The organism is Cellulosimicrobium composti (genome assembly GCF_010287905.1).
GTDB lineage: Bacteria > Actinomycetota > Actinomycetes > Actinomycetales > Cellulomonadaceae > Cellulosimicrobium > Cellulosimicrobium composti.
Window position 1 is genome coordinate 1 of sequence record NZ_JAAFAN010000065.1, and the last position, 22,512, is coordinate 22,512.

The 22,512-nt window shown below is 76.1% G+C and carries 22 protein-coding genes and 1 tRNA gene; 12 read left to right on the forward strand and 11 right to left on the reverse strand.

Features of this window, described 5'->3' with window-relative positions; genetic code table 11:
• Positions 1-173: 173 nt before the first annotated feature.
• The 5 genes from rplA to GYH36_RS15850 all read right to left on the reverse strand — a co-directional run bounded on the left by rplA (position 174) and on the right by GYH36_RS15850 (position 2,957).
• Entirely contained in the window at positions 174-890 is a 717-nt protein-coding gene (rplA, locus tag GYH36_RS15830; protein ID WP_024840298.1) for a 50S ribosomal protein L1, read from the reverse strand.
• A gap of 163 nt (positions 891-1,053) precedes the next feature.
• Positions 1,054-1,485: a 50S ribosomal protein L11 gene (gene rplK / locus GYH36_RS15835; protein ID WP_155098352.1), complete on the reverse strand. Its 432-nt coding sequence runs from the start codon at positions 1,483-1,485 to the stop codon at positions 1,054-1,056.
• A 98-nt stretch (positions 1,486-1,583) separates the two neighbouring features.
• Positions 1,584-2,387, reverse strand: coding sequence for a transcription termination/antitermination protein NusG (gene nusG, locus GYH36_RS15840; RefSeq protein ID WP_024840296.1), 804 nt, complete (start codon positions 2,385-2,387; stop codon positions 1,584-1,586).
• Positions 2,388-2,493: 106 nt separating this feature from the next.
• Complete coding sequence (secE, locus tag GYH36_RS15845; protein ID WP_051471589.1) at positions 2,494-2,754, reverse strand: preprotein translocase subunit SecE; 261 nt, start codon at positions 2,752-2,754, stop codon at positions 2,494-2,496.
• 130 nt (positions 2,755-2,884) lie between these two features.
• Positions 2,885-2,957, reverse strand: a tRNA-Trp gene (locus GYH36_RS15850).
• Between the two features lie 206 nt (positions 2,958-3,163).
• On the opposite strand from GYH36_RS15850, the gene GYH36_RS15855 reads away from it, so the two are divergent.
• Genes GYH36_RS15855 through GYH36_RS15890 form a run of 8 tightly spaced genes read left to right on the forward strand, consistent with a single transcriptional unit; the run spans position 3,164 to position 10,701 of the window.
• Complete coding sequence (locus GYH36_RS15855; protein WP_081772290.1) at positions 3,164-4,168, forward strand: ABC transporter ATP-binding protein; 1,005 nt, start codon at positions 3,164-3,166, stop codon at positions 4,166-4,168.
• A complete protein-coding gene (locus tag GYH36_RS15860) occupies positions 4,165-5,025 on the forward strand; it encodes an ABC transporter permease (protein WP_115942058.1) in 861 nt (286 codons plus the stop codon). Before GYH36_RS15855 ends, GYH36_RS15860 begins: the two co-directional genes overlap by 4 nt.
• The gene (locus GYH36_RS20385) at positions 5,012-6,310 is read left to right on the forward strand and encodes a sensor histidine kinase (protein ID WP_081772305.1); all 1,299 of its coding nucleotides are present in this window, start codon (positions 5,012-5,014) and stop codon (positions 6,308-6,310) included. Before GYH36_RS15860 ends, GYH36_RS20385 begins: the two co-directional genes overlap by 14 nt.
• Positions 6,307-6,966 (forward strand): response regulator, encoded by a 660-nt coding sequence (locus GYH36_RS15870; protein WP_034604093.1) that lies wholly within the window; start codon positions 6,307-6,309, stop codon positions 6,964-6,966. Before GYH36_RS20385 ends, GYH36_RS15870 begins: the two co-directional genes overlap by 4 nt.
• A 46-nt stretch (positions 6,967-7,012) precedes the next feature.
• Entirely contained in the window at positions 7,013-8,032 is a 1,020-nt protein-coding gene (locus GYH36_RS15875) for an adenosine deaminase (RefSeq protein WP_115942057.1), read from the forward strand.
• 46 nt (positions 8,033-8,078) lie between these two features.
• Entirely contained in the window at positions 8,079-8,411 is a 333-nt protein-coding gene (locus GYH36_RS15880) for a hypothetical protein (protein WP_203231940.1), read from the forward strand.
• On the forward strand, positions 8,408-10,039 hold the full coding sequence (locus GYH36_RS15885) for a sensor histidine kinase (RefSeq protein WP_203231941.1): 1,632 nt from the start codon (positions 8,408-8,410) through the stop codon (positions 10,037-10,039). The genes GYH36_RS15880 and GYH36_RS15885 overlap by 4 nt, the downstream gene beginning before the upstream one ends.
• Positions 10,036-10,701 carry a response regulator transcription factor gene (locus tag GYH36_RS15890; protein WP_024840287.1) on the forward strand — a complete coding sequence of 222 codons (666 nt, stop codon included), beginning with the start codon at positions 10,036-10,038 and terminating at the stop codon, positions 10,699-10,701. The genes GYH36_RS15885 and GYH36_RS15890 overlap by 4 nt, the downstream gene beginning before the upstream one ends.
• A 136-nt stretch (positions 10,702-10,837) precedes the next feature.
• Here the strand turns inward: GYH36_RS15890 and GYH36_RS15895 are convergent, their stop codons facing one another.
• Positions 10,838-11,254, reverse strand: coding sequence for a superantigen-like protein SSL4 (locus GYH36_RS15895; protein WP_162290343.1), 417 nt, complete (start codon positions 11,252-11,254; stop codon positions 10,838-10,840).
• Positions 11,255-11,318: 64 nt separating this feature from the next.
• Positions 11,319-12,638: a phosphotransferase family protein gene (locus tag GYH36_RS15900; protein WP_162290344.1), complete on the reverse strand. Its 1,320-nt coding sequence runs from the start codon at positions 12,636-12,638 to the stop codon at positions 11,319-11,321.
• A gap of 124 nt (positions 12,639-12,762) precedes the next feature.
• Between GYH36_RS15900 and GYH36_RS15905 the strand changes: the two genes are divergently transcribed.
• The 3 genes from GYH36_RS15905 (at position 12,763) to GYH36_RS15915 (ending at position 15,327) form a co-directional block, all read left to right on the forward strand.
• Complete coding sequence (locus GYH36_RS15905; protein WP_143314256.1) at positions 12,763-13,743, forward strand: hypothetical protein; 981 nt, start codon at positions 12,763-12,765, stop codon at positions 13,741-13,743.
• A complete protein-coding gene (locus GYH36_RS15910) occupies positions 13,730-14,128 on the forward strand; it encodes a GntR family transcriptional regulator (RefSeq protein ID WP_162290345.1) in 399 nt (132 codons plus the stop codon). Before GYH36_RS15905 ends, GYH36_RS15910 begins: the two co-directional genes overlap by 14 nt.
• Before the next feature lie 224 nt (positions 14,129-14,352).
• Positions 14,353-15,327, forward strand: coding sequence for a L,D-transpeptidase family protein (locus tag GYH36_RS15915; protein WP_312028674.1), 975 nt, complete (start codon positions 14,353-14,355; stop codon positions 15,325-15,327).
• Between the two features lie 19 nt (positions 15,328-15,346).
• Here GYH36_RS15915 and GYH36_RS15920 read toward each other — a convergent pair whose 3' ends face one another.
• From GYH36_RS15920 to GYH36_RS15930, 3 genes are all read right to left on the reverse strand, one after another.
• Positions 15,347-16,555: a UDP-N-acetylmuramate dehydrogenase gene (locus GYH36_RS15920; RefSeq protein WP_034604116.1), complete on the reverse strand. Its 1,209-nt coding sequence runs from the start codon at positions 16,553-16,555 to the stop codon at positions 15,347-15,349.
• A 95-nt stretch (positions 16,556-16,650) separates the two neighbouring features.
• Complete coding sequence (locus GYH36_RS15925) at positions 16,651-17,967, reverse strand: MFS transporter (protein ID WP_155098344.1); 1,317 nt, start codon at positions 17,965-17,967, stop codon at positions 16,651-16,653.
• Complete coding sequence (locus GYH36_RS15930) at positions 17,964-19,400, reverse strand: MFS transporter (RefSeq protein ID WP_312028675.1); 1,437 nt, start codon at positions 19,398-19,400, stop codon at positions 17,964-17,966. The genes GYH36_RS15925 and GYH36_RS15930 overlap by 4 nt, the downstream gene beginning before the upstream one ends.
• A gap of 192 nt (positions 19,401-19,592) precedes the next feature.
• On the opposite strand from GYH36_RS15930, the gene GYH36_RS15935 reads away from it, so the two are divergent.
• On the forward strand, positions 19,593-20,732 hold the full coding sequence (locus GYH36_RS15935; protein WP_162290347.1) for a LacI family DNA-binding transcriptional regulator: 1,140 nt from the start codon (positions 19,593-19,595) through the stop codon (positions 20,730-20,732).
• 9 nt (positions 20,733-20,741) lie between these two features.
• Here GYH36_RS15935 and GYH36_RS15940 read toward each other — a convergent pair whose 3' ends face one another.
• Positions 20,742-22,265, reverse strand: a complete 1,524-nt coding sequence (locus tag GYH36_RS15940) for a YyaL domain-containing protein (protein WP_162290348.1) — start codon at positions 22,263-22,265, stop codon at positions 20,742-20,744.
• Positions 22,266-22,512 lie beyond the last annotated feature (247 nt).

The following is a 22,512-nucleotide window of genomic DNA, read 5'->3' on the forward strand; positions in this document are numbered from 1 at the left end:
CCCAGCGGGGCCTGGGGGGCGTCTGCACGCCCGGGGGCCCCTGCTCACCCCCCCCCCCCCCGGGGTGTTCTGACCGGGCCCACCCCCCACACCCCCCCGGCGCGCCACCCCGGGTGGGCCCCGCGCCGTCGTGCGGGGTGCGGGCGGAGAGTCCGCCCACGGGAGGACTGCCGTCAGGCGGCGTCGTCCTCGAGCAGCTTCGTCGTCTTGGACTGGTCCAGCGGGATGCCGGGGCCCATCGTCGTCGTCAGCGTGGCCTTGGTGATGTATCGGCCCTTCGACGACGTCGGCTTGAGACGCAGGACCTCGTCGAGAGCCGCCGCGTAGTTCTCCACGAGCGCCTTCTCGTCGAACGAGACCTTGCCGATGATGAAGTGCAGGTTCGCGTGCTTGTCGACGCGGAACTCGATCTTGCCGCCCTTGATGTCGGACACGGCCTTCGCCACGTCCATCGTCACGGTGCCGGTCTTCGGGTTCGGCATGAGACCGCGGGGGCCGAGCACCTTGCCCAGGCGGCCGACCTTGCCCATGAGGTCCGGCGTCGCCACGGCGGCGTCGAAGTCGGTGTAGCCACCGGCGACCTTCTCGATGAGGTCGTCGCCGCCGACCTCGTCGGCACCGGCCGCACGGGCCTCCTCCGCCTTCGCGGCGTTCGCGAAGACGATGACGCGGGCGGTCTTGCCCGTGCCGTGGGGCAGGTTGACCGTGCCGCGGACCATCTGGTCCGCCTTGCGCGGGTCGACACCCAGGCGGAACACGACCTCGACGGTCGCGTCGTACTTCACGGTCGACGTCTCCTTGGCGAGACGGATCGCCTCGAGCGGCGCGTAGAGACGCTCGCGGTCGATCTTCTCCTCGGCGTTGCGGTACGCCTTGCTGCGCGTTGCCATCTGCTTCTCCTCTGCAGTCGTGGTCAGCGGGTCCGCGCGGACCCTGCCACCGTCGTCCGCGGGTGCGGATCGACGTCGTGCCCGAGGCCGGCACGCGGATGCGCGCCGGCCCCGGTACGTCGTCCGGGAGGCGTGGAGCGTCCCGGACGGACGTGGTCTGTCGTCAGCCCTCGACGGTGATGCCCATCGAGCGGGCCGTGCCCGCGATGATCTTCGACGCGGCGTCGATGTCGTTCGCGTTGAGGTCCTCGAGCTTGGTCTGGGCGATCTCGCGCACCTGGTCCGCGGTGATCTTCGCGACCTTGACGGTGTGCGGCGTGGCCGAGCCCTTCTGGACGCCCGCGGCCTTCTTGATGAGCTCCGCGGCCGGCGGGGTCTTCGTCACGAAGGTGAAGGAGCGGTCCTCGTAGACCGTGATCTCCACCGGGATGACGTTGCCGCGCTGCGACTCGGTCGCCGCGTTGTACGCCTTGCAGAACTCCATGATGTTCACGCCGTGCTGACCGAGCGCGGGGCCGATCGGCGGGGCGGGCGTCGCCGCACCGGCCTGGATCTGGAGCTTGATGAGGCCGGAGACCTTCTTCTTGGGAGGCATGACTCTTCCCTGACTTTCTTCTCGTGGGCCGACGCCGTGGGCGATGACCCGGTTGCAGTACTGCGCTCACGCGCGCACGGCCGGTGCCGTGCGGCGCGTCAGATCTTGGCGACCTGGTTGAACGACAGCTCGACCGGGGTCTCCCGGCCGAAGATGGAGACGAGGACCTTGAGCTTCTGGTTCTCGACGTTGATCTCGGAGATCGTGGCGGGCAGCGTGTCGAACGGACCGTCCGTGACGGTGACCGACTCGCCGACCGTGAAGTCGACCTCGACGGGAGCCTTCGCGGCGGCCTGGGCGGGCTTGCCGGGCTCCGGGGCGGGGGCCAGCATCGGCGCGAGCATCGAGAAGACCTCGTCGAGCGTCAGCGGCACGGGCTGGTGGGTGTGGCCGACGAACCCGGTGACGCCGGGCGTGTGGCGCACCGCGCCCCACGACTCGTCGGTGAGGTCCATGCGCACGAGGACGTAGCCGGGGATGCGGACGCGTCGGACGATCTTCTTCTGGGCGTTCTTGATCTCGGCCACCTCCTCCATGGGGACCTCGATCTGGAAGATGTAGTCCTCCATGTTCAGGCTCTGGATGCGGTTCTCCAGGTTGGCCTTCACACGGTTCTCGTAGCCCGCGTAGGAGTGGATGACGTACCAGTCGCCCGGCTGCGAGCGCAGCGTGCGCTTGAACTCCTCGACCGGGTCCTCGATGACGTCGCCGTCCTCGTCGACCGGGCGCTCGTCGGCGGGCTCGTCGTCCGCGTCCGCGGGCTCGGCGTCCGTCGCGTCGTCGGCCTCGTCCGCCTGCTCGTCGGCCTCCGGGACGTCCGTGGTCTCGTCCACGTCGTCCTGGGCACCCTCGGGCTGCGTCGGGTCGACGTTCTCCGTCTGGTCCAGCGACTCCTGGGACACGAACGAACCTGCTTTCTGGCGAATTGCTCGATGACTTCTTCTGGAAGCGCCGAAGGCGCCCCGAGGGGCGCCGACGACCGGTGGTCCTACGCGGTGCTGGTCCGGGCTAGTTCCCGAACAGCCACAGGGTGCCCTTCCCGATGAGGAAGTCGAGCACGGTCACGAACGCCATGACCACGACCACGAAGACGAGAACGACGGACGTGTACGTGATGAGCTCGGACCGCGTCGGCGTGACCACCTTGCGGAGCTCGGCGACGACCTGGCGGACGAAGAGGGCGATGCGCGCGAAGACGTTGGGCTTCTTGTCCGTGGACGGACGGCCCTTCTTCTTCACCTCGTCGGCGCGTGCGCCGCCTGCACCCACGGCCTCTGACGGCGATTCGCTCACTCGTTCTTCCCCATCGCTCACGTACGGGACCTGCTCGAACCCTCGGTGCGACCCGGTGCCGGGCCGCGCGCGGTCCCCGGGGAGTCCCTCGGGGAGCCACGTCGTGCAGGGTAGACAGGACTCGAACCTGCAACCTGCGGTTTTGGAGACCGCTGCGCTACCAATTGCGCCACTACCCTTCGTGCTCGACGGCACCGTGCACGCGGTTCGTCCCGGGCGAGAACACGTCTCACGGGCGCGGACCAGCGTGGCGGGCGTCAACCACCGAGGGATTACTGTACGCGACGCGCGGCCCCTGGTCGAACCACCGTCCACCGATCGGTGGACGCGCGGTCCGGACGAACGGCCGTCGCGGGCGCCGGGCGCGCCGCGGGACGCTGGTCGCATGACGACGACACACCCTTCCCCCGGCTCCGGCGGCACCGGTCCCGGGCCCGGCGGACCGGCCGTGGACGTGCGCGGCCTGCGCAAGAGCTACGGCGCCAAGCGCGCCGTGGACGGCATCGACCTGCGGGTCGAGCGCGGCGAGATCTTCGCGGTCCTCGGCCCGAACGGCGCCGGCAAGACGACGACCGTCGAGATCCTCGAGGGGTTCCGCCACCGCGACGCGGGCGAGGTCCGCGTGCTCGGCGAGGACCCGCAGACCGCCGGGCGCGCCTGGCGCTCGCGCCTCGGCGTCGTGCTGCAGGACTCGCGCGACCAGGCCGAGCTCACGGTCGCCGAGCTCGTGCGGCACTTCGCGACGTTCTACCCGCGCCCGCGCGACCCCGACGAGGTGATCGACGCCGTCGGGCTGCGCGAGAAGGCCCGCACGCGCACGCGCCAGCTCTCCGGCGGTCAGCGCCGCCGGCTCGACGTCGCGCTCGGCATCGTCGGTCGACCCGAGCTGCTGTTCCTCGACGAGCCGACGACGGGCTTCGACCCGCAGGCGCGCCGCTCGTTCTGGGCCCTCGTGCGGTCGCTGCGCGAGGACGGCACGACGATCCTCCTGACGACCCACTACCTCGACGAGGCGGCGCACCTCGCGGACCGCGCCGCCGTCGTGCGCGCGGGCCGGGTCGTCGCGCTCGACGCACCCGACCGGCTCGGCGGGCCCGCCGCGCGGCGCCCCGTCGTGCGGTGGCTCGACGGCGGGGTGCGGCGCTCGGAGCGCACCGACTCCCCCACGGCGCTGGTCGCGTCGCTCGCCGCGCGCCTCGCCGGACCCGACGGCGAGGTCCCGGGGCTCGAGGTCGTGCGCCCGAGCCTCGAGGACGTCTACCTCGAGCTCATCGGCGAGCCGGCCGCGGGTGCCGACCCGGACCCCGCCGCGCCGACGCGCCCCGCACCCGCCGACGCCCGCACGCCCGACGGCCCGCGCGCCGTCGTCCCCGAGGAGGCCCGACCGTGACCGCAGCCCCGACCGTCCGTGCCCCGCGCGCGGCCGCCCTGCCCGGGACCGGCCGCCTCGGCGTCGAGCGCACGCGCGCCGAGCTGCGCGCGTTCTTCCGCGAGCGCGACGCCGTGATCTTCATCTTCACGTACCCGCTCATCATGCTCGCGATCTTCGCGACGGTGTTCGACGGCCAGGACCAGGGCACGGGCGACTACTCCGTGCCGTTCGCGCAGTACTTCCTGCCCGGCATGATCGCGACGGGCGTCATGCTCACGAGCTTCCAGTCGCTCGCGATCTCGATCGCCGTCGAGCGCGACGACGGCAGCCTCAAGCGGCTGCGCGCGACGCCCCTGCCGGCGGCGGCGTACTTCTACGGCAAGGTCGGCCTCGTGCTCGCGACGTCGGTCGTGCAGACGGCGCTCCTGCTCGCGCTCGCGGCCGTCGTCTACGACGTGCCGATGCCGTGGGACATGCCGGACGCCGCGGGACGCCTCGCGACCTTCGCGTGGGTGTTCGTGCTCGGGTGCGCCGCGGGCGCGGTGTGCGGCGTCGCGTTCTCGTCGCTGCCCCGCTCGGGCAGGTCCGCGACGGCGGTCATCACGCCGGTCGTGCTCGTCCTGCAGTTCATCTCCGGGGTGTTCTTCGCCTTCTTCGCGCTGCCGACGTGGATGCAGACCGTCGCGTCGGTGTTCCCCCTCAAGTGGATGGCGCAGGGCATGCGCTCGGTGTTCCTCCCGGAGCAGGCCGCGGCGCTGGAGCCGTCGGGGTCGTGGCAGCACGGCGCGACCGCTGCTGTACTGGTCGCATGGCTGGTCGTGGGACTCGTGGTCGGTGCGCGCACGTTCCGGTGGCGGCGCCGTGACGACGGCTGAGACGCCTCCCGGCGGCGGCCCGGGCGCCGAGGCCGCCGCCGAGCTCGACGGGACGTGGGCGCGCGACGTGCGCTGGTGGGACGTCGCGTTCTACGTCATCGCGGCGCTCAGCGCGCTCGCGCTGCTCACCGCGGGGATCCGGGGCACGGCGCTCGCCGTGTCCGTCGCCGCGATCGTGGCGATCGTCGTGGGCTACGTCGGCTGGGGCCGGCGCGCGGCGCGCTCGCGCGACCAGGTGACGGCGCACGCCTACCTGCTCGTCGCGATCGCGGGCACGGTCGTGGTCGTGGGCCAGGACTCGCTCGGCACGCTCCTGCTGTTCGCGGTGTTCACGCAGATCTGGATGCTGTCGGAGCACCTGTGGGCGCAGGTGGCGCTGTGCACCGCGCTCGCCGCGGGGACGGCCCTCGCGCTCGCGTTCGACCCGGCGACGGGTCGGGTCGAGGCGGGCGACCTCGCGAGCACGGCGCCGCAGATGGGCGTCGCGCTCGCGTTCGCGCTGAGCCTCGGCCTGTGGACCGCGCACACGATGCGCCAGGCCGAGCGGCACGCCCGGCTCGTGGACGAGCTGCGCGCGACGCAGGCCGAGCTCGCCCGGACGTCGCACGACGCGGGGGTCCTGGCCGAGCGCGAGCGCGTGGCGCAGGAGATCCACGACACGCTCGCCCAGGGGTTCACGAGCGTCGTCATGCTCGCGCAGGCCGCGAGCGCCGACCTCGACCGCGGCGCCGTCGACGACGCGCGCGAGCGCCTGGGGCTCGTGGAGTCGACGGCGCGGGACAACCTCGCGGAGGCGCGCGCGCTCGTCGCCGCGTCGGCGCCCGCGCCCCTGCAGGACGGGACGCTCGGCCAGGCGCTGCGCCGCCTCGTGGCGCGCTTCGCGGAGGAGACGGGCACGCGCGCGGAGCTCGCGGGGGTCGAGGTGCCCGCGCTGTCGAGCGCGGAGGAGGTCGTGCTGCTGCGCTCGGCGCAGGAGGCGCTGACGAACGTGCGGCGGCACGCGGCGGCGCGCGCGGTGCGCGTGGCGCTGCGCCAGGACGAGGACGGGACGGTGCTCGAGGTGACGGACGACGGGCGCGGGCTGCCGGACGGCGTCGTCGAGGGGTACGGCCTGCGCGGCATGCGCGAGCGCGCGGCGGCCGAGGGCGGGAGCATGCACGTGGGTCCGGCGCCGGGCGGCGGCACGCGCGTCGTGGTGCGGCTGCCGGCCCGCGAGCGGGGGCCGCTCGGCCCGGCGGCGACCGCGCCGAGCGCCGCCCCGTCGCCGACGGGTGGGTCACGATGAGCCGGGACGGCGCCGTGGTGCGGGTGCTCGTCGTGGACGACCACCCCGTCGTGCGGTCCGGCATCGTCGGCATGCTCGCCGCCGAGCCGGACCTCGAGGTCGTCGGGGAGGCGGGCGACGGCGAGCAGGCGGTGCGGCTCGCGGCCGAGGTCGCGCCCGACGTCGTGCTCATGGACCTGCGGATGCCCGTCCTGGACGGGGTGGGCGCGACGACGGCGATCCTCGCGAGCCCCGGCCGAGGCCCCGCTGCGGGGTCCGCGCCGCGGGTCGTGGTGCTCACGACGTACGAGACGGACGCGGACATCCTGCGCGCGGTCGAGGCGGGCGCGACGGGCTACCTGCTCAAGGACACGCCGCGCGACGAGCTCGTCGCAGGGGTCCGCGCGGCCGCGCGCGGCCAGACGGTGCTCGCGCCGAGCGTCGCGACGCGCCTCGTCACCTCGGTCCGGGGCACGGACCGCCTCACGGACCGCGAGGTCGAGGTGCTGCGGCTCGTGGCGCGCGGGCTGTCGAACGCGGCGGTGGGGCGCGAGCTGTTCATCACGGAGGCGACGGTCAAGACGCACCTGCTGCGCGCGTTCGCGAAGCTGGGCGTCGACGACCGCACGGCCGCGGTGACGGTCGCGATGCAGCGGGGGTTCCTGCCCGACGTGTGACGCGCGCCGACGGCGGGCGTCGCGTCCGCGTGACACACTCCCCGGTGTGCGAGACCTGGCGACGCTCCCGAAGGCCCACCTGCACCTGCACTTCACCGGCTCGATGCGCCCGGACACGCTGCGCGACCTCGCCGCGCAGTACGACGTGCGCCTCCCGCACGCGCTCGTCGACGGCGACCCGCTGCGGCTGCCCCCCACCGAGCGCGGGTGGTTCCGGTTCCAGCGCCTGTACGACGCGGCGCGCGCGTGCGTGCGCTCGGAGGCGGACATGCGGCGGATCGTGCTGGAGGCCGCGCAGGACGACGCCGCGGAGGGGTCGGGTCGGCTCGAGATCCAGGTGGACCCGACGTCGTACGCGCCGTTCGTGGGCGGCATCACCCCGGCGGTGGAGATCGTGCTCGACGCCGCACGGTCCGCGAGCGCCGCGACGGGGACGGAGGTCGCGGTCGTCGTCGCGGCGTCCCGCACGCGGCATCCGCTCGACGCGCGCACGCTCGCGCGGCTCGCGGCGCAGTACGCGGGCGAGGGCGCCGGGGAGGTCGTGGGGTTCGGCCTGAGCAACGACGAGCGGCGGGGCGACACGGCGGAGTTCGCGCGCGCGTTCGCGATCGCGCGCCGGGCGGGGCTCGCGTCGGTGCCGCACGGCGGGGAGCTGCTGGGCCCGGGGCACGTGCACGACGTCGTGCGCGAGCTCGTGCCGGACCGGCTCGGCCACGGCGTGCGGTCGGCCGAGGACCGCCGCGTGCTCGACGACCTCGTGGACCGCGGGATCGCGCTCGAGGTGTGCCCGGCGTCGAACGTCTCGCTCGGGGTGTACGAGGACGCGACGCAGGTGCCGCTCGGCGCGCTCGTGGACGCGGGGGCGCGCGTCGCGCTCGGCGCCGACGACCCCTTGCTCTTCGGGTCGCGGCTCGTCGCGCAGTACGAGACCGCGCGCGACGAGCACGGCTTCTCCGACGAGGAGCTCGCGGCGCTCGCGCGGTCGTCGATCCGGGCGAGCCGCGCGTCGGCGGCGACGAAGCAGCGGCTGCTGGCCGGTGTCGACGACTGGCTCGCGGCGCCCTGACCGGCTCTCTCATGTGCGTCTCATCCGCCTCTCGGATACTGGACGCATGACTCGCCGGACCGTCGCGTGGATCGTGGGCGTGCTCGTGCTCGTCCTGGGCGGCGCGGCCGCGGCGGCGGCCGTCGCGACGCGGCCCGACGACCGCCAGGTCGGGGGCGCCGTCGTCGTGACGCCCGTGCCGGTGTCGCCGTCGCCCACGCGGACGCCGGTCCCCGACCCGACACCGAGCACGTCGCCCGACGACGACGCGGACCACGACGATGACGACGACGCGGACGACGACGACGACGACCGCGTGACCCCCGTCCCGCCGTCGAGCGACGACGACGACGATGATGACGACGACGACCGCAGCGGCTCCGACCGGGGCGACGGATGAGCCGGCGGACGCGCGGCGCGGGGCTCACCGTCCGCACGCGCATGCTCGCGGCGTTCCTCGGGCTGTCCGCCCTCGCGCTCCTGCTCGCGGGCGGCGCGGCGTGGTTCCTGCAGCGCGAGCAGGTCGACGCCCGCATCGAGGACAGCCTCGAGCGCAGCGCCGAGGAGCTCGCGACGCTCGCCGCGTCGGGCGTGAACCCGGTGACGGGCGAGCCCTTCACGTCGCCCGAGGACGTCGTCGTCGCGGCGATCCAGCTCACCGTCCCGGCGCACAACGAGGGCATCCTCGGGCTGCGCGAGGGCCGCGCCCCGCTCGTCTCGCAGCAGGACGTGCGGCTGCGGCTCGAGGACGACGCCGAGCTCGTCGCCGCGCTCGCCCCGCTCGTGGGCGGCGACGACGTCGTGCTGCGCTCGCCGCGCACGGCGACGGGCGACTACCGCGCCCTCGTGGCGCCCGTGCGGTCCGTCGACGCCGTGGGCGCCGTGGGCGCCGGGCAGGAGCCCGCGGCGCTCGTGCTCGCCTACGACCGCGGTGCCGAGCACGCGGAGTTCGCCCAGGTCTTCCGGACGTACGCGGTCGTCGCGCTCGGCGCGCTCGTGCTCATCGGCGTCGTCGGGTGGGTCGTCGCGGGCCGCCTCCTGCAGCCGATCCGCGCGCTGTCGCGCACCGCGCAGCGCATCGGCGACACGGACCTGTCCGCGCGCATCCCCGTCACGGGCAACGACGACCTCTCCGACCTCTCGCGCACCGTCAACGGGATGCTCGACCGCCTCGAGGGGGCGTTCGAGTCGCAGCGCAGGCTCCTCGACGACGTCGGGCACGAGCTGCGCACGCCGCTCACCGTGGTCCGCGGCCACCTCGAGCTCATGGACCCGCACGACGCCGCGGACGCGTCCGAGACGCGCGACCTCGCGCTCGACGAGCTCGACCGCATGAACCGCCTCGTGGACGACCTCGCGACGCTCGCGACGGCGGGGCGCCCCGACTTCGTCCGCCCCCTCGACGTCGACCTCGGCCGCCTGCTCGACGACGTGCACGACAAGGTGCGCACGCTCGGCGACCGCCGCTGGCTCGTCGACGCGCGGGCCGACGTCGCCGCGCGCGTCGACGCGCAGCGCCTCACCCAGGCGCTCCTGCAGCTCGCGGCCAACGCGGTGAAGTTCTCGGCTCCCGGGTCGGTCGTCGCGCTCGGCTCGGCCGTGTCGGACGACGGCGCGCACGTGCGCGTGTGGGTCCGCGACGAGGGCGTCGGGATCGCGCCGGACGAGCACTCGCGCATCTTCGAGCGCTTCGCCCAGGCGACGACGCCCGGCCGGGCCCACCCCGAGGGCGCGGGCCTCGGGCTCGCGATCGTCGCGGCCATCGCGGCGGGCCACGGCGGCCGGGTCCTCGTCGCGTCGACGCCGGGCGTCGGGTCGACGTTCACGCTCGACCTGCCGCTCGTCCCGGTGCCGGCGGACGAGGGCCCCGGCCCGGCCGCCGCGGCGCCTCCCGGCCCGGTCGCGCCGACCGCCCCGACGGTGCCGAGCGCCCCGTCCGCCCCCACCCCGGCACTGCCCGGTGACGGGCCCGGGCAGCGCCCCGACGACTCCCCGCACCCCGCCCCCGACGGAAGGACCACCCGGTGAGCCAGATCCTCGTCGCGGAGGACGAGACCCGCATCGCGGCGTTCGTGGCCAAGGGCCTGCGCGCCGCGGGCTACGCGAGCACGACGGTGACGACCGGGCGCGAGGCGTTCGACCTCGCGAGCACGGGCGACTTCGCCCTCCTCGTGCTCGACCTCGGGCTCCCCGACCAGGACGGCTTCACGGTGCTGCGCCGCCTGCGCGAGACCGGCAACGCGATCCCCGTCATCATCCTCACCGCGCGCACGTCCGTCACGGACACCGTCGCGGGGCTCGAGGGCGGCGCCGACGACTACATGGCCAAGCCGTTCCGGTTCGAGGAGCTCCTCGCGCGCATCCGGCTGCGCCTGCGCAGCGAGCCCGCGGGCGAGGTCACCGTGCTGTCCCACGGGGGCCTCAGCCTCGACCTGCGCACGCGCCGGGCACGGACCGCCGACCGCGAGGTGGACCTGTCCGCGCGCGAGTTCGCGCTCGCCGAGGCGTTCCTGCGCAACCCCGGTCAGGTGCTCAGCCGCGAGCAGCTCCTGTCGCGCGTGTGGGGCTACGACTTCGACCCCGGGTCCAACGTGGTCGACGTGTACGTGCGCTACCTGCGCAACAAGCTCGGCGCGGAGCACTTCGTCACCGTGCGCGGCATGGGCTACCGGCTCGCCGACGCCCGCTGACCCGGGATCCGCCTGCCGCCCCCGCTCCCGCGTCCCCGACGCGGTGACCCCGTGCGCGAGCGGCCCGCGGCCCCGGGCACGACGACGCCCGCCCCTGGGGTCCCGGGGCGGGCGTCGTCGTGCGGGCGGCCGGGCGTCAGTCCGCGGACTGCGGCGACGGCGGCGTCACGGGGCTCGGCGGCGTGTTCGGGGTGTTCGGCGTGTTCGCCGTGTTCGGCGTGTTCGCCGTCGGCGCCGTGTTCGCCGTCTGGCTCGTCACGGGCGAGCCGGAGGTGTTCGGCGAGCCGGAGGTGTTCGGCGACGGCGACGTGTTCGCGGTGACGGTCGTGATCGACGTCCCGTTCTGGACGTCCGTCGGGCTCGGGGTCACGGACGACGTCGGCGCGTCGGTCGGCGTGCTCGTGGACGTGCTCGCCGGCGTACCCACCTCGACCGACGGCGAGACGGTCGCGGGCTCGGGGGCGTCGAACACACCCTGGGCGGTGGCCACCGTGGCCCCGAGACCGACCGCGCCGAGCGCCCCGGTGACGATCCACGCGCTGCGTGCCTTCATGATCCTTCTCCTTCGTCCGGTGGTGGGCACGACCCCTCGGTCGTGCACGGCTCGAGCCTCTCGCTCACGCGTGAGACCTCGAGGAGGAGCCGATGAGAGTGCTCTCAGGAAGCGGCGCGGACGCGAGGGCGGGTGCGCCCGCCGCGTCGAGCAGCGCCTCCGCGACGCCGAGCCAGGCGTCGGCGAGGTCGCGGGTGGCCGCGCCGGTCGTCAGGGACAGCACGACGCCCGCCGCGCGCGCCCGAAGCCCCGCGGGGTCGACGTCCTCCCCGAACACCACGAGGCACCGCTCGACGAGCGCGGGCACGCCCGCGTACACGTCGGGGGCGAGCGCGGGCAGCACGGCGAGGTGCGCGACGAGGCACGCGAGGTCGTCCACGCGGTGGCCGGGGCCGAGGGTGTCGACGTCGAGCAGGACCCCGACGTGGGACGAGCCGGGCTCGAGCAGGAGGTTCGCCTCGTAGAAGTCGCCGTGCGTCGCGACGACGGGGCCGGGGTCGAGCGCGTCGACCGCCGCGCGGACGCCGCGCGCCACGCGCCCGACGCGCGCGCCGTCGAGGCCGTGGACCGCGAGCGCCGAGGCCGCGTAGTGCTCGACGCGCTCGGACCACGCGGGGCGGCGCCGCAGGGTCGTCGCGCGCGCCGGGAGCGCGTCGAGCGCGCGGACGAGCTCGCGCGGGTCGATCGCGGTGGGCTGGCCGGTCGGCCTCGCGTCCGCGAGGTGCTGCGCGAGCGAGGTGCCGCTCGCCTCGGCGAGGACGACCACGCCGTCGTCGTCCCACGCGAGGCAGCGCGGGGCGCGCACCGCGGTGGTGCGCAGGAGGTCGTGGCGGCGGACGAGCGAGCGGGTGCGGTCGGGCCGGACGACCTTGACGTACACGGTGCGCGCCGCGGTGCGCGCGCGCAGCACCGCGCGCCGCAGCGGCCGGTAGGCGACCATCTCGACGGCGTCGACGGTCTCGCCCGGCGCGAGCGCGCCCGCGGCGTCGAGCCGGCGCGTGAGCTCGTGCGCGTCGCAGGCCGCCGCGAGGCCGGGCAGCAGCGGGTCGGCCGGGTGCCGCCACACGTGCACGACGCGTGGGCCGTCCGCGAGGCGGACGACCCCGGGCCCGGCGGCGTCGGGCGACAGGGGCGCGGTCGTCGCGAGGAGGTACTCGGAGGCGTCGACGGACGCGCCGGAGCGGGGGGCGAGCGCGCGGCGCGCGACGACGTCGTAGCCGACCGTCACCTCCGCGCCCGGGCGTGCGTGGACCTGGTGGACGCGCCACGTGTCGAGGCTCGCGCCGTCGGCACCGAGCGCCACGGCGAGGAGCTCGCCCGCCTCCGGGGCGGTGAGCAGGTCGAGCCAGGCGCGCTGGTCGGGCGCGGGAGCGGCGAGCGTCATGGGGCCAGGCAACCCCGTCCGGGTGGGCCGACGGTGAGACCGCGATGAGAGCTCTCTCATCCGCGATCCCGGCGCGGGCAGCACGGCCTTGCGCGGGCGACCCCACGCGTGCGAATGTATTCATATGTTGGTACAAACGACGACCGAGCAACCGCCCGCGGTCGACCTGTTCCTGCCCGCCGCGTACGACGTGCTGTGGAGCGGCGCGGTGGTCGCCGCGCTCGCGACGCTCGCGCTCGTCGTCGTGCTCGCGGTCCGGGCCGTGGCGCGCTCGTCCGGGCCGACGCTCGCCGACGTCGCCGGGGCTGACCCGGTCCGCCGGGCCGCGCGGCGGCACGCGACCACGGTGAGCGTCGCCGCGGTCGCCGCGGCCGTCCTCGCGGGCGCGGCGCTCACGCAGGCGGTCACGGACGTCGTGGGCGGGCTCGCGGAGGGCGTGCTCGTGGGCCTGGCCCCCGCCGTCGTCGGACTGGCGCTCCTCGGCGCGCACGCCGTCGGGGAGCTCACGTGGCCCCGCCCCCGCACCGCCGTGCGCGCGGCCACGCTGCGCCCGCGGACGGCCGCCGACGTCGCACCCCGCGGTCTGCGGCGCCTCACGTGGTCGCTCGCGGCGCTCGTCGTGCTGCTCGCCGTCGTCGGCGGGCTCACGGCCGGCGCCGACGGCCGGTCGGTGACGCGCGTCGCGGGTGACGTGACCTCCACGGCCGGCCCCTACCCGGGCTGGTTCTACGGCACGTGGCTCGCGCTCGCCGCGGTGCTGCTCGTCGCGGGCGCCGAGGGCGTGCTGCGCCTCGTCGCGCGACGCCCCGCCGTCGCGCAGGTCGACGCCGCCTGGGACATGGGCCTGCGCCGCGCGTCCGCGCACCGGGTCCTGCGCGGCACGCAGCTCGCGCTCGGCCTCACGGCCGCCGGGACGCTCGGCGTCGGCGCGAACGCCGCGGCGCGCGCGGGCTACCCCGGTGCCGTGGTCCTCGTCGTCGTCGCGGTCGTGCTCGCCGTGGCGGCCGTCGCGGTCGTCGTCCGCCCCGCGCCGGACCCGGACGCGTCGGTCGAGGAGGCCGGTGCCGCGCCCGACGCGGCGGGAGGCGGCCGTGCCGTCGCCTGAGCTCCGCGTCGAGATCGACCTGCGCTCCGGGGTCGCGCCGTACGAGCAGATCCGGAGCCAGGTCATCGCGCACGTCGCCGCGGGGCGGCTGCGCGTGGGCGACAGGCTCCCGACGATCCGCGCCCTCGCGACCGACCTCGGCCTCGCGCCCGGGACCGTCGCGCGCGCGTACCGCGAGCTCGAGGCGTCCGGCGTCGTCACGAGCCGCCGCCGCGCAGGCACCGTCGTCGCCGACGGCGTCTCCCCCGCGGACGTCGCCGCACGCCACGCCGCGCACGAGGTCGTCCGCGCGGGACGCGAGGCGGGCCTGGCGGACGAGGCGATCCTCGACGTCGTGCGCGCCGCCCTGCTCGACGCGCCCCCGGACGACCCGGGCCGGCGCTGAGCCGCACCGCGGGAGGCCCCGGACCGGTGCCGAGCCGCGCACCCGACGCCGCGCGAGAGGACGGCACGGATGACGAGTGCGCGCGCGACGAGGGCACGAGGCCGCCCGTGCGTCACGACAGGGTCACGATCCGCCGCCGATCGCGGAACCGCACCGTCCCGGGGCCCGGCACGGCGCATGATGGACCTCCGCGGCGCGTACCGCGGGACACGGAGGGGGAGAACGTGGAGCACGGAGCGACGACCGGCACGTCGGGGAACCGGGTCGAGGCGGCGCGGTTGCCGCGCCGGGGAGGGCGCAACCCTGGAGTCCTCGCGCGCGCCGTCGTGCCCGCGCTCGTCGCAGCGCTCGCGCTCGCCGGGTGCCAGGCCGGGCTGCCCGACCTCGAGCCCGGGCGGACGCCGTCAGCGACCGCCGACGCGCCCACGACGCCGGACCCGGAGCCGACGACCACCGGGCCGAGCGCCGAGCCGACCACCGAGCCCGAGCCCTCCCCCGCCGAGACCGAGACGCCCGAGCCCACGCCGGACCCCGAGCCGAGCACACCGCCGCCCGCGCCCGAGCCGACGCCCGATCCCCCGCCGGCCCCGGAGGAGCCCGCGGAGCTCGCCCGGGGCGCGACGGGCGAGCGCGTCGTCGCGCTCCAGCAGCGCCTCGCCGACCTCGGCTACTTCATCGGCGCGCCCGACGGCGACTTCGGCCCGGGGACGCAGCAGGCCGTGTGGGCGCTGCAGAAGGCCGCCGGCCTCTCGCGCGACGGCGTCGTCGGCCCGGCGACGCAGGCCGCGCTCGACCAGGGCGTCGCGCCGCAGCCGCGCAGCGGCTCCGGCAAGGTCGTCGAGATCGACCTCGACCGCCAGCTCCTCCTCGCCGTCGAGGACGGCCGCGTCGTCACGGTCGTCAACGCGTCGTCCGGGAACGGCGAGTCGTACGAGGCGAAGGGCCGCACCTACCGCGCGACCACGCCGCGCGGCACGTTCCACGTGGGCCGGCAGGTCGACGGCAACCACTCCTCGAGCCTCGAGCTCGGCGACATGTGGCGCCCGAAGTTCTTCACGGGCGGCATCGCCGTGCACGGCTCCGGCTCGATCCCGCCGTGGCCCGCGTCGCACGGGTGCGTGCGCGTGGCGAACTCCGCGATGAACTGGCTCTGGGACTCCTGGCACGCCGACCCGGGCACCACGGTCCTCGTCTACTGACCGCGACCCGCCGGGGGCGTCAGAGGGAGACGCCGACGAGCACCGGCTCGGGGACGAGCTCCACGCCGAACGTCTCCGCGACGCCGTCGCGCACCGCGCGCGCGAGCTCGACGAGGTCCTCCGCGCTCGCGCCGCCGCGGTTCGTCAGCGCGAGCGTGTGCTTCGTGGACAGGCGGGCGGGGCTCGCGGGCCCGTGCACGCCGAAGCCGCGGGCGAACCCGGCGCGCTCGATGAGCCACGCCGCCGACGTCTTCACGAGCGTCGGGTCGATCTCCCCGAGGCTCGGCCCGGTCGTCCGGCTCGGCGTCGCCGTCCGCACCGGGTAGCGCGGCGCGTCCGCCGGGAGGAGGTCCGCCTGGTCGGCAGGCACGACCGGGTTGGTGAAGAACGACCCGGCGCTCCAGCGGTCGTGGTCCGGGCCGGTGGTCCCGTCGCCGTCCGCCGTCGCGACGTCCGGCCCGACGCCGTCGAGCAGCATGCCCTTGCGCGCGCGCAGCGCGAGCACGGCGTCGCGCACGTCGGCGCTCGGGGCGCGGTCGCCCACCTGCACGCCGAGCGTCCGCGCGAGCTCGGGGTACGCGACCGGCGCGGAGAGCGACCCGAGCCGCGCCTGGAAGCCGACGTCGAGCACGACGTACCGGGGCGTCGGGTACCAGGGGCCGCCCGTCTCGCCGTCCCCGCCGCTCTCCCCCGCCGCGTGCATGCTCCGCTTGAGCAGCGACGTCCGGTACCCGAACGCGAGCTCGCCGACCGCGAGGGTCCGCACGCGCGAGCGCGCCCGGTCCCACACGCGCACGGTCGACACGACGCCCGACACCTCCTGCCCGTACGCGCCGATGTTCTGCACGGGCGCGGCGCCGACGGTCCCGGGGATGCCGGAGAGCGCCTCGACGCCCACCCACTCCTCCGCGACGGCGCGCGCCACGAGCTCGTCCCAGTCCTGCCCGGCGGGCGCGTGGAAGCTCGCGCCGCCGCACGAGTCCTCCGCGTCGACGGTGATGCCGCGCCGCAGGTCGCGCACGACGACCCCGCCGAACCCGGCGTCGCCGACGAGCAGGTTCGACCCGCCGCCGATGACGAGCAGCGGCTCCCCCGCGTCGTCCGCGGCGCGCACGGTCTCGACGAGCTCCGCCTCGCTGTGCGCCTCGACGTAGCGGTCGACGGGCCCGCCCACGCGCAGCGTCGTCAGCTCGGCGAGCGCGGGCGTGCCGACGGCCTCGGGGAGCAGTCCGGGAGCCGTCCCGGCGATCTCGGGGCGGTCGCGGTCGACGGGGGCGGCGGGTTCACAGGTCACCGACCCAGCGTAGTTCGCGCGCGGGCGCGTCAGCGGCCGGGGGTCTCCTGGGAGCTCCGCGCGGCCTGCCGGCCGGCCGACCCCGCGGCCGTCGGGAGCGGGCGCGTCGCGCCCACCACGAGCAGTCCGACGAGGACCGGCACCGCGATGACGAGCAGCGCGCCGCGGTAGCCGACGTGCTCGGCGAGGAAGCCGATGAGGGGCGGCCCCATGAAGAACGCCGAGTACCCGATCGTCGCGACGACGCTCACGCGCACCGCGGCGCGGGCCGGGTCGTCGGACGCGGCGCTCATCCCGACCGGGAACCCGAGCGCGGCCCCCAGGCCCCACGCGACGACGCCCAGCAGCGCGAGCCAGATGCTCGGTGCGAGCGTGAACAGCAGGAGGCCCACGAGTGCGAGCGCGGCGGAGAGCCGCAGCACGACGACGCGGCCGTAGCGGTCGAGGAGCCCGGTGCCGAGCAGGCGCATGCCCGTCATCGCCGTGAGGAAGACGGCGAGCCCGACCGCGCCCATGGCGTCGGACGTCTCGAAGCCGTCCACGACGGCGAGGCTCACCCAGTCGTTCGCGGCGCCCTCGGTGAGCGCGGCGGCGAGCACGACGAGGCCGATGAGCAGGGTCCGCGGCTCGGTCCAGGCGCTCAGCGCGCCGCGCGCCTCCTGGCCCGCGGTGCGGGGCGCGCCGCTGCCGGCCGCGGCGGCCGGGTCGGCGCCCGCGGCGTCCTGCGCGGTCTCGACGGCCGCCTCGGGGGCGTCGTCGACCTTCCCGGCGGGGAGGAAGAACCGGACGGACCACAGGACGCCGACGAGGCTGAGCACGACGGCGCCCGTGAGGTGGGCCTGGACCGGGACGTGCAGCCCGGCCATGACGGCGCCGACGCCCGCGCCCGCCATCGTGCCGAAGGAGAAGCCGGCGTGGAAGCGCGGCATGATCGCCTTGCCGAGGCGCTGCTCGACGGCGGCCCCCTCGAGGTTCATCGCGGCGTCCCACACCCCGGTGCCGACGCCCGCGAGGAAGAGCCCGACGCGCACGACGAGGTCCTCGCCGGTCGCGACGCCGGTGACGGCGGTGACGAGGCCGACGACGTTCGCGACCGCGAACAGCGTCACGGCCTTCGAGGCGCCGAGGCGCTGCACGACCATGCCCGAGAGCGGGAGCGCGAGCAGCGACCCGACGGCCATGAAGAGCAGCAGCAGGCCCATCTGCGCCTCGGTGAACCCGAGCGAGTCGCGCACGGCGGGCAGGCGCGACGCCCAGGTCGCGAAGTTGAAGCCGTTGAGGAAGAAGACCGCGAACACGGCCCAGGTGGCCAGGGCGACGGCGCGGCGGTCGGTGCGGGCGGTCATGCGGAGGTCTCCTCGCGGCGGTGCGACGGGCGGGTTCGGGGGCGCCGTGCCGCGGCACGGTGGCGGGTGGCGGACGACCCGGCGCGGGCGGTCCGGGGCCGGCGCGGCCGGCGGGGGCGGGGCGCGTCGGTCACCGGACCATCCTCCACCCCGTCCGGCGTCACGTCCCCCGCGGTCGGGCCGGGGCGCGACGCCCCGGACGCGGGTGCCGCGGCGCGCAGCGGCGCGACCTGACGCGCGAGGACGACGCTGAGGAGCATCGCGCCGACGATGAGCACGAGCGCGTGGCGGGCGCCCACGGCCTCGGCGGCGAGCCCGAGCAGCGGGGGCGCGGCGAGCGAGGCCATCGAGGCGAACGCGGAGACGACGGACACGCGGCCGGCGGCGCGCAGCGGCTCGTCGGAGGCCGCGGCGATCCCGACGGGCACCGCGAGCGCCGCGCCGAACCCCCACAGCACGACGCCGACGCCCGCGAGCCCGAGGGTCGGCGCGAAGCCGAAGAGCAGGAGGCCGGCGATCGACGCGACGCCCGAGGCGCGCAGCACGGTGACGCGCCCGAAGCGGTCGATGAGCCGCGTGCCGGCGAGGCGCATGACGGTCATCGCGGCGACGAACGTGCCGAACACGACGGCTCCGACGGCCTCGGTCTGGGCGAACCCGTCGACGACGGCGAGCGACAGCCAGTCGTTCGCCGACCCCTCGGAGAGCGCCGCCGAGAGGATGACGAGGCCGATGAGCAGCGTGCGGGGCTCGCGCCACGCGGAGAGCGCGGCACCGAGGCGGGCGCCGCGGCGCGCGAGGCGCGACCGCAGGCCCGCGGTCTCGACGTCGACGACCGCGTCGCCGAGCGACTCGACCGGAGCGGGGGCGGGCGGCGCGGGGGTCCGGACCGGGAGCGTGTCGTGCACGGTCGCCGGTATCGCGGCGAGGCGCCACACCGTGGCGACGGCACCGGTCGCGACGAACTGGACGAGCACGGGCACGTGGGCGTGCGCGCACGCCGCGCCGACGAGGGACCCGACGACGGCGCCGACGGAGAACGCGGCGTGGAACTGGGGCAGGATCGTGCGGCCGACGCGGCGCTCGATGCCCGCGCTCTCCACGTTCATGGGCACGTTGCCGAGGGCGAACGCCATCCCGTTGACGAAGATGCCCGCCGCGAGGAGCGCGACCGACCCGGTCGCGGGCCCGAGGCCGAGCAGCAGGAACGCGACGCCGAACAGCAGCGCCGACACGGTGAACGCGACGCGGCCGCCGAAGCGCGCGACGAAGGGGCCGGCCGCCGTGACGGTGGCGAGGGCGCCGACGGCCCCCGCGAGGAGGACGACGCCGAGGTCCGCGGCGGTGAGGTCGAGCGCGTCGCGCACCGAGGGGATGCGCGCGAGCCAGCTCGACATCATCACGCCGTTGAGCGCGAACACGCCGAGGAGCACCCAGCGGGCCCTGGCCAGGGCGCGGGCGTCGTGCGAGGGGTCGGGCGAGGACTGCGCAGCACCTCCTCGAATCGATTCGATCCGACGGAGAAGAGAGCGCTTCGAATCGATTCGAGGCATGGTCACCAGTGTGCGGGTACGCTGGCCGCGCGTCAATCGAGAATCCCGCACGCGCGGGAGGCAGGGAGCGTGATGAGCGACACCCCCGGCAACCGGGAGCCCGGGACCGCCGCGTCCGGCCACCGCCCCACGCTCGCCAAGGTCGCCGAGCTCGCGGGCGTGTCCGTCTCGACCGCGTCGCTCGCGTTCTCCGGCGCCGGGCCCATCACGCCCGAGACCCGCGCACGCGTGCTCGACGCCGCGAAGGAGCTCGGGTACACCGGCCCCAACCCGCTCGGCCGCCAGCTGCGGTCGGGCCGCTCGGGCGTCGTCGGCGTCGTCGTGGGCGACCAGCTGCGCCGCGCGTTCCGCGACCCCGTCGCCGTCCAGGTCCTCGACGGTCTCGTCTCGACGCTCGGCGAGAACGGCCTGGGCGTGCTCCTCATCCCCGGCATCCCGTCCGACGACCCGGCGCGCGCCGTCGACCCGCTCGTCGAGAGCGCGGCGATGGACGTCGCCGTCCTCGTGTGGGGCGTCGGCACCGACGACGCGACGCTCGCCGCGCTGCAGCGGCGCGGCGTGCCCGTGGTCGTCGGCGAGGGCCGCGAGGTCGAGGGCGCGCCGCTCGTCGCCATCCGCGACCGGTCGGGCACGGCCGACGTCGTGCGCCACCTCGTCGACCTCGGGCACACGCGCGTCGCCGAGGTCTCGCTCCCCCTCGACACCACCGACCGCAGCGGCCCGATCGACGCCGAACGGCTCGCGCAGGTGGACCGGACGCCCACGGCCAACCGGCTCGCGGGCGTGCGCGACGTCGTCGAGCCCGTGGCGAGCTGGGAGACCGAGGCGTCGCTCGTCGAGCACGGCCGCTCCGCGACGCTCGCCCTGCTCGGGCGCCCCGGCGCGGACGGCGCGACCGTCGCGGCCGATCCGAGCACCCGGCCCACCGCCGTCATCGCGCACTCGGACCTCCTGGCCGCCGGAGCCCTGCTCGCCGCGCGCGAGCTCGGCCTGCGCGTGCCCGACGACGTCTCCGTGGCCGGGTTCGACGGGCTCGACCTGCCGTGGCTCGCCCCGGACGTGCTCACGACCGTCCACCAGCCGCTCGCGCGCAAGGGCGCCGAGCTCGGGCGGGCCGTCATCCGCCAGCTCGCCGGGGAGACCCCGACGACCGTCGAGCTCGACGTGGAGCTCGTGGTGGGGACGACGACCGGCCCCGCCCCCACCACCTGACGCCCCGCGTCAGCCGAGCCGGCCCGGCTGCAGCGGGTTCGCGCGCGCCGCTGCGAGCAGGTACCACGACGTCGCGCCGACGTGCTGGACCGGGAAGTACCCGAAGCCGAACCCGGAGTCGAGGAGGCTCGACGCCGCCACGACGCCCGACCGCTCCGGAAGGGGCGTCCCGCCGATCGTCTGGCCCGCCCCGACGCGGTCCTGCGCAAGCCGGACCTCCCGCAGCAGGCCCTCGGCGCGGTCGCGGTCGTCGTGCCGCTCGCAGCCTCGCCGGCCCCGGCGGCGGTCGTCACGGCTCCCGCGTCCGCGCGCCCCGCGGTCCGCGAGCGCCGACGCGAGCTGCGCCGTCCCCTCGAGCCACACGCCCTGCGGGTGCACCTGCCGGTCGTTGTACGTCGCCGTCGACGTCAGGCTCGCGCTCGAGAACGTCACGCCCTCCACGACGGTGCCCGCGGGGAGCTGCGAGAGCCCGTCCCCCGCGACGTCGCGCGTCGCGAGCGTGTCGTCCGCCCAGTCGAGCGCACGGGCGTGCCGGCGGTCGCGCAGCGCGAGCCACCCCCACGTCTGCGGGTCGAGCGGGAGCGGGTCCCGGTTGATCTCGACGCCGTCGTTCGTGCCCGTGTACCAGTAGCCGCCGTCGGGCTCCCACATGCGGTCGACGAACGCGCGCGCGTGCGCGGCGGCCTCGGTCCAGCGGCGCTCGCGCGTGGCCGCGCCGAGCTGCCGGAAGAACGCGACGCAGTCGATGTTGTGCTCGGTCGAGCCGTTGGGGACCGGGGCGTTCGCCCCGTCCACCCCGAACGAGAACCCGCCCAGGGGCTCGTGCGACCACGTGTTCGCGACGACCCACCCGGCGATCCGGCGGGCGGCGTCGAGGTAGCGCCGGTCGCGCGTGACGGCGTGCAGGTGCAGCAGGGCGATGCCCGGCCACGCCATGTCGCCCACCGCGGTGCCGAGGAACCCGAACTGCCACCCGACGTTCGCGGTGCCGTCCGGGAGCACGAGCCCGTGGTCCTGGGGCGTGCCGTCGTAGAAGACGTACGGCCCGACGTTGTACGCCTGGCGCAGCCGGCCGTCGTCGTGCTCGGGGTCGTGCTCGAGCGCGAACACGAGCCCGTCGCCGAGCGCGCGCGCCCGGTCGAGATAGCGGCGCCCGGCGGTGAGGCTCGCGAGGATCGCGAGCGCGTTGTCGTAGACGAAGGCGGTCGAGAACAGCCCGAGCTGGTCGGCGTACGACTGCGCGAGACGGGGGCCGGGGCCGACCTCCGGGTAGGCGTCGAGGGCTGCCCCGAGGAAGTCGTGGGCGCGCCCGACCGACCCGGCGCTCCCGCGGTCCGGTCCGCCACCGGGTCGCCCCGGCGCGGGCGGTGCGCCGCCCGGCCGCGCCGCGGCGGGCGTCGCGGTGAGCCCGGCGAGTGCGAGCGCGCCGCCCAGGGCGAGCACGGTGCGGCGGTCGATGCCCCGCTCGGGTGCGGGGCCGGGCTCCGGGGCGGGCGGGTCGAGGCGTGCGGGGCGGTCGCCGTGCTGGGTCATGAGCGTCTCCTTCGACGTCGTGGCTGGCGCGCCCCACCCTAGTGGGAGCGCTCTCACGACGGAAGGGGGTCGCCGTCCGGAGGTGGGGGCCGGGCCGTCCGGGTGCGCGGCACGCGAGCGGCCGCCCGGGAACGACGAGGGCGCCCCCCCCGGCCGGGGGCGGCGCCCGCGGGGGGTGGTGAGCGTGGCGCCCCCGCGGGCCGGCCGGAGAGACGGGCGCCCCCCCGCGGGGTGGCGGGCACGCGGG